The organism is Anoxybacillus dikiliensis, assembly GCF_050613275.1.
Lineage (GTDB): Bacteria > Bacillota > Bacilli > Bacillales > Anoxybacillaceae > Anoxybacillus.
Map to the genome: position 1 here is coordinate 2,545,354 of NZ_CP187112.1, position 13,336 is coordinate 2,558,689.

Here is a 13,336-nt window from a genome sequence, read left to right on the forward strand (position 1 = left end):
CACAAAGGGGTACAGTAAGGGGGATACAAACGGCTTCACTTACTAAGTATCGTACATAAAAAATTCAAAAATTTCAATAAAATATTTTTGAATTTTTTGTGGATTTTGTGAAAAAAGAAACAGAGAGTCATTTCACTCTCTGTTTCTTGATTGACATGCGATAATTATTTTAATTTGATTGTGATTGTCACAGCAGTCGCATTCCCTGCTTTATCGTATAATGTTCCAGAAATTGTGACAGAAGAACCAAGCGCACGCAATGTGCCCAATCTCACATCATCGTCTGGTGCACCCATTGATTTAGGACTAAACGTAGCACTACCGTCTAAGAAAGTCACTGTCTTTTGACCTTCTACACCTGGGATGGAGAACACCAATTTATCAGCATCATTATCTGCCTGAAGAACTACTCCTGTAAATGTAACGTCATCAGCCAAACCTGAAACATCTACAGCTGCAGTCTTTCCATCTGTGATGACAGCTACAACATCACCACCGCTAGTTGTTGCTTTAGCACTTAAAAACTTCGGAGCTACCGTATCTACAACTACATTTACATTTTCGTTTCCTTGTTTTACCTTCAACGTAGTTTTAGCCTCTTCTGTTCCACCAATATTAGTAATTACTGCCGCAGCCCCTTTGGATACTTCAACATTTTTAGCTCGAACATTAAGAGCGTTCACTTCTCCATTCACTGTCAACTTTGCCCCTTCCTGTTCAACAACAACAGTAGGGATTTTACCCTCTAACGTTACATTAGCGGAAGTTTTTATAACCACTTCTCCTAGACTAGCAGTCGCTGCATTTTTAAATCCCGCACCATTCGCATCTTCAATAACTACTTTGTTAAGTGTTCCGTTATTGGTAAACGTTTTACTTAGTACGTCTTTAATTGTCGTCGTTCCAGTAACTGTTGCTCCGTTAACAAAATCGGCGTTCGGCGCATCAACTGTTAAATTGCCGTCCACTGTACCGCCAGTTAGGTGAATTACTCCACCCTCAGACGTTTTCACAGTAACGTTACCTGTTAAAGTATTACCGCCTAAATCGATGTCAACAACACGTGAAACAACAATATCACCGACAACGTCTCCACTTAACTTCACTTTACGAACGGTATCATCAGCTAGCGCTTTCTTCAGCGCATCAAGCGTGCTAACTTCTACTGTAGTACCAAAGTTGAACGGTAATTTCTTCTCGCCAGGGTTTGTAATTACTTCACCATCAGCACTTTCAAGATATTGAGAAACGTTAATCACCGTTGTCTCTGGCTTTGTAATCGCACCTTGTGGCAATTTAATAGTGATTGAATCGATATAGTCATCTTTGTCATCAAAGTCTTTAATGTTGGCTAAAATTTGAGTTCCGGTTGGTAACTCTTTACCATTCAACGTATAGTTCGCCGTTTTCAACACATTTTTGAAATCCCCAGTTGTAGCAATTGGTTTAGAAAACTTCACAAACACATAATCATATTGGAGATCGCTATCAACGGCATCAATATCCAAGCTCTCTTCAAAGTTCGCCGCCGCCCAAACAACTTTGAATGCTGTCTTCGCAACAGGCTTATCTACTGTAAAGTCTTTCGTTGCAGAAGGTGCCGTATTTCCTACATCATCGGAAATCGAGCGAACAACGAGCGTCCATTCACCACCAGAAAGTTCTTTAGAAGGTGAAACTTTAATCACTCTATCCTCAGCATCCGCGAATCCGCTGATTACAGTAGCTGGGACTGTTTCACTCTTATCTTTCTTTACAAACTCTGCTGTTGGCATTGGAACGTTCATCTGACCTTGAGCAAGCGTATTTCCTTCGTTATTCACACCAGGAATTTTCACTGGCTCTGACATCGTTACATGATACAGCCCATCTTTTTGTTCAATGTTTACGATGGAAGGGCTAGTGAAGTCTGGTGCCGTCATCGCTCCACCCAATGTCAAAGCAATTTCAGCATTTTTCTTGCCGTTTGCAGCGGCACTCACTTTGTCTTTGTCGATAAATAAACGATATTGGTCGTTGTAGTAATTCTTGTTTGTTCCTGCTGTGTTGTAAACCTCTGTCCAGTCTTTTGTGAGCTCAACTAGATATTTAGCATCAGACATTTGCGTTACAACAAAACCAGGATCTGAAACTTTTTCCCACTTACCAGTTTGAGCATTATATTTCTGCAGCTCTAAAGCACTCTGAATGCTTGCTACTGTTTCGTTCAATTCTTTATCAAAAACGAGTAAGTATTGTTCTGGAGATTGAACTTCTACTGTCGCTGTTGGTACAGTATTGTCTTCCGGAATATCAAACTCAAGCGTCTGAGTATTCATCACATTGGATTTATCAGTATCGTAAGCCCAATCACCAATGTTTGCTGCCTGAACAGAATGTTTACCAGGCTTGAAATAAATTTGTTTTCCATCAGCATCTTTACCTAGTGTGATCGTCACTACATGACGAGTATCAGAACCTGTCTTAAGATCAAAATCACCTACTGAAATTTGAGCCTTGCTCGTTCCGACACCATACACATTATCAGATAATAACTTACCGTCAACCACCCAGTTTTTTGGATCTTTCGCAGTCGTTTCATCAACAGGCTCTGAAAACTCCACTTTAATCGTTTTTAAGCCTTCACGGACAACGTTTAACATCGCTGGCTGACGAGCATCTGTGAGCTTAAATACTTTTGTGCTTGGTACTGCTACAGTGCCACGCTTGTCAGTAAATTCGACTTTGATGTTCGTATTGTCAGTCAATGCAGAACTTTTTTCTAAAATAACATATAAAGCACGATCGTTACCCGGAACAGGAGCTAACCCTCGAACGGACTTCAGAATTCCACCTGTGCCGTTATTCGAAACTTGATCGTATACTTTCACATCCGCTTTGTTTGTGTTTACCGCAAACGCACTAGCCCCAGTACCACCTTGGATGAAATCGTCCACTTTCACAGGCTTATTAAAGTAAACAACTACACGATCAGCCTGGAAGGCTTCAGCTTCTGTCATCATCGCACCTGTAGTAATATCTACATTGCTTGGATTTGGCGACAAGATGATAGAAGTCACCGCTTTAAGACCAATTTGTGTTTTATCAGACGCCTCAACAACTTGGGCCGTAATTTCAGCCACTTTATCAGACGTCAATGCCTCCGACGTAAATAGCACTGTCGCGACACCGTTTTGTACAGTTACACGCTTTTCAGCAAACTTACCAAATGTCGAAGTGAACGCCACCTCTACATTTTTAGCGTCTTTTAATACGTTTCCAGCCGCATCACGAAGCTCAAACGTAACAAGTGTCGTAGACGCACCGTCTGATTTTAAAACAGCATCTTTTGTTGTAACGATTGGTTTATATAATTCATTTTGAGAAGGCGCTGTTGCCGATTTCTCTAAATCTTTTTGAACTACACCGTTAACTTTTACACCCGTTACTTTAACGGCGTAATCTTTACCAAGTTCTACACCTTGTACAGACAATTCTGCCGAAAGTTTGTCCGCTGAAAGCGTTGCAGCCACAACTGTCGCTCCAGGAATGACGAAGTTTTCAGCTTTTACTTCATCAACCGGTTGATTGAACTTGACAACGACTTTGTTTAATCCAACAAAACGAACTTCCGATACAGCAAATTCTTTCGTTACTGGCTTCACACCCATCGCACGAACGACGAATGAAGCGAATTGACCGCGCGTAACGTTTTGTTTTGGCATGAACTCTGTGTTTTTCGTTACACCGTTTGCTTCTAACACTTGGATGTATTCGCGAGCCCATGCACCAGCTTTGTCAAGGTCAGTTACTTTTGTTGTGTGGTTTGCTGGTTTTGTTAATTTGAACGCTTCAGCAACGACTTTCGCCATTTGTTCGCGAGTGATGTTTGCGTTCGGATTGAAGTTGCCCTTTTCGTCTCCAGTCATGATGCCAGCAGCTTGCACGATCGCTACAGCTTCAGCTAATTCTGCTTTGCTTGCTGGAACGTCTGGGAAGCCTGCGCCTTTTTCAGTAACACCTGCATCTTTTAAAATGCGCGAGAAGATGATCGCAGCTTCACCGCGTGTTAATGATTTGTCTGGCTTGAATGTGCCATCGCTGTACCCTTTAATGTACCCTTTTGCAACTAATGTTGCGATATCATCTGCATGCACGCTTCCTGCTACGTCTGTGAAAGAAGCGCTTGCGACTGGTGCGATCGCTGAAGCAACAACTGCCGCAGAGACTGTACCAGCTAAAAATTTGCGATAAGACTTTGGTTGGTAAGCCATCGACTTATTTCCTCCTTTTTGTTTCTCTTTCTATTTGTTTTAGCTAAATTTAAGAGATATGTATGTTCTCTCTATGAAACTCTTAAACTTAGCGAGTGAACGACTACAAACTACATTATAATTTTTTCCATGATGAAAGTCAACCATTTTTTCAATGGTTTTTCTTTGTTGGAATAACAAAACTTTTTCATATGCAGCCTTCCACCTATTCACCATTTTACCGAATGTTCGACTTTTTTCAATACCTCATTGCGTAACTTTTTGACAAAAAATTTTGTTACATAACTGTAAAGTTACAATTATCCTATTTATGATACACTTGGAATCGTATGAATGTGTCGAAATAGTAAGAACAATGGCGGAGTGAGGTGGATTGTGTGAGGAGACTTATGTCAGCGTTGCTTTTGTTTTTTCTTTTCCCTTCATTCGCATATGCAGATAGTTACGACCGACTCGTCCCCCTTGCGAAAAAATATGTCGGGGTGCCGTATCAATTTGGCGGCAGTTCGGAAAAAGGGTTCGATTGTTCTGGATTTACGCGGCATGTGATGGAAGGGCTCGGGGTAACGCTGCCGCGGACGACTGAAGGGCAGTACAAACAAGGACGTGCAGTAAAGAAAGAAGAGTTGCGCGTTGGCGATCTCGTCTTTTTTGAGACGTATAAAAAAGGACCGTCGCATGCCGGAATTTACATCGGGGATAACCGATTTATTCATGCGAGTTCATCGAGAGGGATTATCGTGACATCGCTTGATGATTCTTATTACAAGAAACGATACATAGGGGCAAGACGAGTGCTTGCTTATGAAGAAGCTGTCGGACAGTTTCGCGATATCGGAAAAGACTTTTGGGCAAGTGAAGAAATTGCGAAGCTCGGAAAAGAAGAAATTGTGCTCGGTTATGCGAAAAGTTATTTTAAACCCGATGACATCATGACGCGCGCGGATGCGGCGGGGCTGATCGCATCGTATTTCGACTTCAATATGAACGATCGGAAAAAAACGTTCCAAGACGTGCCGAGCGACCATTGGGCAGTCGGTGCGATTAACGCTCTTGTCAAAGAGCGAATCGTCGATAAACAGATGACGTCGTTCCAGCCGGACGAGCCGTTAACGCGCGAGCAATTAGCGATATGGTTTGCGGAAGCGTGGAAGTTAAAGCGCGGGGCGGATGTTCCGTTTGTTGACGTAAAAGAAACAGATGCGGCGTATGATGCGATCGAAAAACTTGTCGCATCAGGCATTGCAAACGGATATGAGGACGGCACGTTCCGTCCGAAAGATGTGGTGACGCGGGCGCAGTTTGCGGTGTTTTTATACCGTGCGATCAATATGAAATAGCGAGGAAGGACGAGCCTTCATCGCTATTTTTTTTGCAATGTTCGACTGAGAAAGAGCGCAAATTGTCCGCGTGTGACGATGTCGTTCGGGCGATACGGATCGTTTACTGTAATGCCGTTAAAATAGAGCGTATGGATCGGAGCGTACGCCCAATGGGAAAACGGAACATCGACAAATGTACGATTCCCCGTTGGCGCTTCGTACACATCGCCATATACCCTCGTTAAAATCGTTGCCATTTGCGCACGGGTAATGTAATCATTCGGATGTAGCTTGCCGTCGTATCCCGTCAGCAGCCCGTACGCTTCGGCAATCGCCATTTCTTTATACCACGCATCTGTCGGCTTTACGTCTTTCGCTTTCACGACATATCCTTCAGGAAGCGTTAAACGCAAATCGCGAATAAGCATAAGTGCGGCATGGCGGCGCAATAGCCGTTCGTTCGGACGATATGTGCCGTCTGGAAACCCAGAGATGATGCCGCGCTCATACAATAGTCGCGCCGCCATCTGCCATTCTTCCCCGACGACATCAGGAAAAAGCGGAGGCGTCGCAACGAGCGAATCAATCGATTCATATGAGACGCGAAGCGTTGCCGAACCGCGATTGAACCCTTTTGCCGTCGGTTGTACGACGCGAAAAAGTGCTGTATCGACAAACGTTGAGCGAAATAGCCAAGAAATTTGACTACTCAGTTTCGTTCCATCATACGTCGTTTCGTTTATTCCTTTTGGCACACTACCGATATAAACAGAAGCATAGCGACCTTGTCCATCTTGTGCGTTCAAGTATGCCGTTGTATCGGCATATGTATAAAATTTTAGCGAATACACGTTATTTTTTACCGTATAGTTCGTCAACAAGAGCGAAAGGGGCGGCTGCGGTTCGTACGGTGCGCCAAGCCCGTTTTTCCAATACGTTTGTAGCGCTGAAAGTTCAAAAGGGGTAGGAAGATGAACGTTCATTTGCATATGCCCTTTTAATGCGTTTGGCGAACCGAATAATTGCACGTAATCTTCTGCGAGTATTTCAGGCATATACCATTCGTACGCCCCATTTCCATCGGCATGAACATTCGGATAGCGAAACAATTCGCGCGCCGCCGCATATCGCGACATGAGCCATTCGTTCGGAAGGCGTTGCTCTTTATTTAACAAGTAATAAAATGTAAAGTGATGCCCATATTCGTGCGCTAACGTTGTCGCCATTTGCTCGACAGTCGTCCATTCATTTCCCCCATATAAATGAATATACCGATTCGGAAGCAACGCAGGCTTTGGACTTGTTTGATATTGCGCAAAATATTGTCCGAGTACGTTTGCACCGGCAGGATAGTCAGGAAAAATTTTAATGCTCCGTAACAAAGCAAGCTCAGCGCCATGTTTGTTTTTTAATAGTTCTTGTTCCAACTGCATAAGCTTCGTCTTCGCCCAGTACGGGCTATAGCTTTCAAACGTGACGCCACTTTCCCCTTTATAGCTGGCGATAAGCGAATAGTAGTTTTCGTAGCTTTGCGCCTGTGCTTTTTTCGTTAAATCAACGACATGGGCGTGAACAGGCGCGTGAAAAAAGAATAAAAAAACGAACGAAAGCCAAATGAATCGCATGCGTTGCACGTTAATCACCTCGTGATCTATCAATCTACATTTATGTTAGCACGTCAAACGCGAAGATGGAAAAGAAAAATAAGGAAGGCTGCCTAATAGGCAGCCTTCGTATTTATTTCTTCGTTATAGAGAGCGTATATGGGTTGGCGTTTGGCCGAGCTAGCGCTTCTTCTACGACGACATAATACGTTCCTTTTTTCAACGAAAGGGTGGCGATTTCAGCATCCCCCTCACCGTAGTGGTCGTACGATTGCACGATGCGCCCTTTCGCATCGAAAATAGTCATGACCCCATCCATCGTCCCTGGCACATTCAGCTTAAATGTAAACGTACCGTCGCGGTCAACGACGAACTTGTAGGCGTCTTTATCGCCGTAATCAACGACGTTCATATATCCGCGCGCTTCGTATACGTTTTCTTTTTTCGTCAACAAGAGCGGTTTCGATGGTACGTTGTTTTTCATCATAGATGCAGCATCTTCATCTTTTTTATTGAGCGATTGAATGCCAAAGTTGTACGACTGAAGCGATAGTCCATCCCACATCAATCCGTTCGCGACAAAGAAGTAGCCGACATTTTTCTTCGCACGGAATGAACCGTTCACGTCATATAACGGACTGAAGCCGGTAGGGAAAAACGTCACTGCTTTACCGTATTCGTCTTCGTCAATCGTCATGTTCCCGTTCGTATCTTCAACGACCGATACGATCGGAATTAACGTACCGCGCAGCTCTTTTGGCAACGAAGCGTTGATTTTGCTTGGTTTTGCATAAAACGTTAACACACCGTTCGCTTGACGATGTTTGTAGTAATAATAGTCCACGTCTTCTGGTAACACGAAGTTTCCTGTTTTCGATTCGTTCACTTGCACGACAGTCGCCTGAACCGGCTCGTCGTTTTTCTCGTTTACATCTTTCGGCGCATCTATAAGCTTTTTCGACGTGATGACGTACGGATCAGCAACTGGCTGATAATAGTCGTTTTGCACCGACATGTAATACGTTTTTCCTTCTTCTAAAATAAGTGTCCAGTTCGTCTGCTTTTTCCCGAACATCCAATCAAATGGCCAAAAATAGTTGACAGGGATGAGATCATCTTTTTTCTCATCGTATTGGAATAAAACAGCTGATGGCATCATATCTTCAGGTGTCGCAAACGAAAACTCGTACACTGCCGTTTTCGGGACAGTAACTCGGTAAAAGTCTTGATCCCCACTAAATTGAATGAACGCTTCTATTTTGTCCCCAATGTTGTAAGGACGGACATTTTCTTTAATTTGTCGTACTTGTTCTTTATCGAAATAACTCCAACTTCCATCGTCGATAATGACAACGATATCGTTCGGTTTGCGCATTTGTTCTTTTATTTTTTCAGCTTGTTCCACAGCCCCATTCTCCGATTGCATCGGCTCACGTGCTGGGAAGTTGTCTTCATCAGCTGGAAGCGTCACGACTTGTGCGCGAAGCTCATATGGAATGGCTGAACCCGTTAACTGTTTTACTTGATTGCTTGACATCGCCATATCAAACATCATTGGATAAAATCCGCCCACTGGTTCGCTAGAAGCTTCAACGACATATGGCACGCCCGGTTGTGCTTCAAACGTGAGCGTCTCTCCTTTACTTATGCCGTTATTATTTCCAGATGCAATCGGGAATGTGATTTCTTTATATTTCGCGTCTGGATTAACAGGGCGATATAGCTCATCAGCTAAATAAATGTTTAACGATGAATCGATCCCTGGAATAGGGGACAATGTAAACTTCACCGTCGTCGGCTCTGTTACGGTGAATTGAAAATAGTCACGGTCGCTTTCCGTTGCATCTTTTTCTGGGACAAACGTTAAGTTTTCTGCAACAAACGGCAACTGTTCAATCATAGCTGGATTTTCTTTTGTGATCCCATCGTCCGTAAGTTCTGTAAACGACTGGACAGCTAACGTATATGTGGACTTCCCTTGTAAGCTATAGTTGCCATTCGCATCTGTTACACCGATTGCCAATACCCCTGGCTGCTTCGCTGTAAACAGCTTCGCTTCCATTTCCCCTGCGCGTCCGTCATTCACTTGCACCGGCTTTTCAGATGTTGTTTTTCCTTCTGGGTAAAATCGGAACACAAGTTTGTAGTCGTACGATTCCGCGCCTTCGAGTATAGCTTGGACGCTTTCACCTTGTTGTACGTTCACTTTTACCCAATGCATTTCTTCCGGTTTTGTCAGCGCACCTTTTTTCACATATCCCTCTTTTGCGTCAATGGTCGGTGCCTTCGCTAAAATCGTTTCATCGTTCCAATTTTCTTTTTGCGGCACGTTTTTCATGTTATATTGCAGCGCAGCGACAGGATTTACTAAACCGTTGCCGTATGTTAAGTCATATCCTTTTTCCCCTAAGTCCGTTGCGGTGCGCTCTAAAATCCATTCGACTTGATACGGTTTTAAGTTCGGATACTTTGATAAAAGAAGCGAAGCGACTCCAGCGACGACAGGCGCTGCCATCGACGTTCCACTTAACTCCGCAAATGAAGAACCTTTCGCATAGTCGTAAATCGGACTGTATACGTCAACACCCGGAGCGACAAGGTCAACGGATGGTCCATAGTTTGAAAACTCAGCGAGCTTGTTTTTACTATCCGTCGCACCGACGCTAATGACCCCTTCGTATGAAGCAGGAATAGCATACATATCCGTCGCTTCATTTCCCGCTGCCGCAACGACAGTAATGCCCGCATCAATCGCTTGTTTAACTGCTTCTTCTAAAATTGGCGAGCTAAAATAACCGCCAAGGCTCATATTAATGACTTTTGCCCCTTTTTCGATCGCATATAAAATGCCTTGGGCGATCGTATAGTCGCTTGCGCCCCATGACCCGCCAAAAACATCAATCGGCAAAATAGTCACGTTCGGATTGACCCCGTGGGCACCAACTCCATTGTTTGCGTTCGCCCCGATAATGCCGGCAACGTGCGTTCCATGCACATCTTTCATCGGAGCGCCAGCTGGGTTAATCGCATTGTAAGCTGGCAACACACGACCTTTCAACTCTGGATGGTTCGTATCCATCCCCGTGTCGATGACAGCAACTGTGACGCGATGGTTTCCTGCTAGTTTTAATGCTTTATCGATATTTAATAGCGACAATGCATACATGCGATCTGCTTTCGGATCAGCCGAGCCGAGCTTCCTATATGTAAAACTTGGCGTCACGCTTTTGACCGCTTTTAATTTTGCATAGCTTTTCATCACTTCTTGCAAGTTCTTTCCTTTTTGCACCGTAACGACGTCGTAGCGCAATTGCGGGAACGATTGTTTTAACGTCGTTCCTAAACTGCGATGAACAGCGGCAGGAATTTTTTCATGATACTTAATAATTAATGTGTCTGAGCTCACTTGATGTTGTGCTTCTTCAAACCGTTTGTAAGCAAGTGACGTTTGTTTGCTCTCTACCGTTTCCTTTTTCCATTGCGCAATCGGCGGCTCCATCGACGCTTGCGTGATCGTTGGCACAAGGAGCGATGAAGCAAAACTAATGGATAATACTACTTTTTTCCATTTTTTCATATAAATCCTCCTACAAAAGAATGTAACATGTATATTCGACCCGAAAGGCAAATACACCTACTACAACGAGAAAAAACAAAAAAAGTTTCATATTTTGATAATTTTTTCTAACAATATTACAATATCAACCAATCTAACAAAAGTAAAGAAATATTTTCCGGGGCGTGAAACATTTTGGGAACAATGGTATACTGTACGTTGAGACTATTTGATTCGTATTGAAGGAGAATGCAACATGTTGTCTTACATAAAAAAACTAGTCAACCGCGATGAACGGAAACTAAAAAGCTATTATAAAACGGTTGCGCGCATTAATGATCTGGAGCCATCATTTGAAAAATTAACGGATGAACAGCTGCGCGATAAAACATCGGAATTTAAACAGCGGCTTCAACAAGGGGAAAGCGTATTCGATTTACAAGTTGAAGCGTTTGCGACCGTCAGAGAAGCATCGAAACGCGTTCTCGGGATGCGCCATTTTGACGTTCAGCTCATCGGCGGACTCGTATTGGCAGAAGGAAACATCGCAGAAATGGCGACAGGGGAAGGGAAAACGCTCGTTGCTTCTTCTCCAAGCTACTTGCGGGCGTTAGAAGGAAAAGGCGTGCACGTCATTACGGTCAACGACTACTTAGCGAAGCGCGACCGTGAACTCATCGGAAAAATTCATGAATTTTTAGGGCTGACGGTCGGTTTAAACTTGCCACATATGTCGCTAGAAGAAAAAAAAGCAGCGTATGCAGCGGACATTACGTACGGTGTCGGCAACGAGTTTGGGTTCGATTATTTGCGCGATCATATGGCATATCACGTCTCCGATCGCGTCCAACGCCCGTTTCATTATGCGATCGTTGATGAAGTCGACAGCGTGCTCATTGACGAGGCGAAAACACCGCTCATTATCGCAGGAAAGACAGGTGTCAGTTCCGAACTAAGCTATTTATGCGCCCGCATCGTCAAACATTTTAAACGGGACGAAGATTACGAATATGACGAAGAAACAAAGACCGTCAACTTAACAGAACAAGGCATCGAAAAAATCGAAAAAGGATTCGGCATCGACAATTTATACGATCTTGAGCATCAAGTGCTTTATCATTACGTCATTCAAGCGTTGCGGGCATACGTCATGTTTACGCGCGATGTCGACTATATTGTAAAAGATGGAAAAGTGTTGTTGATCGATATGTTCACCGGCCGCCCGATGGAAGGACGAAGCTTAAGCAACGGACTTCATCAAGCGATTGAAGCGAAAGAAGGGGTAGAGCTAACAGAAGAAAACAAAATTCAAGCGTCGATTACGATTCAAAACTATTTCCGTATGTATCCAATTTTATCAGGGATGACGGGCACAGCGAAAACGGAAGAAAAAGAGTTTCAAACACTGTATGGCATGGATGTCGTTCAAATTCCGACAAATCGCCCGGTCATTCGTCAAGACTTACGTGACCGCATTTTTATTTCCATTGACGCGAAATATAAGGCGGTCGCAAAAGAAGCGAAGCGCGTGCATGAAACGGGGCAGCCGCTGCTCATCGGCACGACGTCCATTTTGCAGTCGGAAAAAGTGGCGAAATATTTAGCTGAAGAAGGACTATCGTTCCAATTGTTAAACGCAAAAAGCGTCGAACAAGAAGTCGAACTCATTTCGCGCGCAGGCCAAAAAGGACAAATTACGATTGCGACAAATATGGCTGGACGCGGGACGGACATTATGCTCGGGGAAGGAGTCGCTGAGCTTGGCGGTTTATACGTCCTTGGTACAGAGCGCCACGAAAGCCGGCGCATTGATAATCAGCTGAAAGGACGCGCTGGCCGCCAAGGTGATCCAGGTCGTTCGCAATTTTTTATTTCGCTCGAAGATGAGATGTTTCGCCGCTTCGCCAAAGAAGAGCTGGAGAAAATGAAAAAGTCGCTTCGCGTAAATGAAGAAGGCGAAGTGTTAAATGAAGACGTCCATGAATTTGTGAACCGCGTACAGCGCATTTGTGAAGGAAGCAATTTCTCGGTGCGCGAATATAACTTAAAGCTCGATGACGTACTAAACGAGCAGCGCCGCACCATTTATACGTTGCGCAATCGCGTGCTAGAGGCGGATGATGTTGTAGCCATTGTTGTCAACATGGTTCCGTCGTTTTTAGAAAGAGAAGTAGCTTATACGTGTCCAGAAGATGCCATTCCAGAAGAATGGGATGTTGCGCGTTTAGTAGAAACAGTTCGCATCGTCACAAACGAACAAATTGATATAGCTGGTGTGGTCGAACAACAAGAAGTGGAAACGATCGTTCAACGAGCCGTCGAAACATGGAAAGAGCGCGTTTCTTCATGCTCGTACACGGAAGAACAACAACGGGCACTTCAACGAGCGCTGCTTTCCTTAATCGATTTCCATTGGACAAAGCATTTAGAGGCAATGGAACTATTAAAGGAAGGAATTGGGTTGCGCCATTATGGCCAAGAAGATCCGATGCGCCAATATGCAAAAGAAGGGTTGGAACTCTTTACACTTATGTACCACCGTCTAGAAAAAGATGCATCCCAACAATTGGCCCAGCTGCTGACACAATAAGAAAGGAGATG

General features: G+C 44.0%; 5 protein-coding genes. 2 read left to right on the forward strand and 3 right to left on the reverse strand.

Annotated elements, in window-relative coordinates:
- Window positions 1–164 precede the first annotated feature (164 nt).
- Window positions 165–4,253: an S-layer homology domain-containing protein gene (locus ACPF7I_RS13330; protein WP_430745775.1), complete on the reverse strand. Its 4,089-nt coding sequence runs from the start codon at window positions 4,251–4,253 to the stop codon at window positions 165–167.
- 389 nt (window positions 4,254–4,642) lie between these two features.
- Here ACPF7I_RS13330 and ACPF7I_RS13335 point away from each other — a divergent pair, with 389 nt between their 5' ends.
- Complete coding sequence (locus ACPF7I_RS13335; RefSeq protein WP_430745773.1) at window positions 4,643–5,593, forward strand: S-layer homology domain-containing protein; 951 nt, start codon at window positions 4,643–4,645, stop codon at window positions 5,591–5,593.
- 23 nt (window positions 5,594–5,616) lie between these two features.
- On the opposite strand, the gene ACPF7I_RS13340 is transcribed toward ACPF7I_RS13335, so the two are convergent.
- Both ACPF7I_RS13340 and ACPF7I_RS13345 read right to left on the reverse strand, forming a co-directional pair.
- Window positions 5,617–7,209 (reverse strand): S-layer homology domain-containing protein, encoded by a 1,593-nt coding sequence (locus ACPF7I_RS13340; RefSeq protein WP_430745771.1) that lies wholly within the window; start codon window positions 7,207–7,209, stop codon window positions 5,617–5,619.
- Window positions 7,210–7,312: 103 nt separating this feature from the next.
- Complete coding sequence (locus ACPF7I_RS13345; RefSeq protein ID WP_430745770.1) at window positions 7,313–10,756, reverse strand: S8 family peptidase; 3,444 nt, start codon at window positions 10,754–10,756, stop codon at window positions 7,313–7,315.
- A gap of 235 nt (window positions 10,757–10,991) precedes the next feature.
- On the opposite strand from ACPF7I_RS13345, the gene secA2 reads away from it, so the two are divergent.
- Window positions 10,992–13,325 carry an accessory Sec system translocase SecA2 gene (gene secA2, locus ACPF7I_RS13350; protein WP_430745769.1) on the forward strand — a complete coding sequence of 778 codons (2,334 nt, stop codon included), beginning with the start codon at window positions 10,992–10,994 and terminating at the stop codon, window positions 13,323–13,325.
- The last annotated feature ends 11 nt before the right edge of the window (window positions 13,326–13,336 follow it).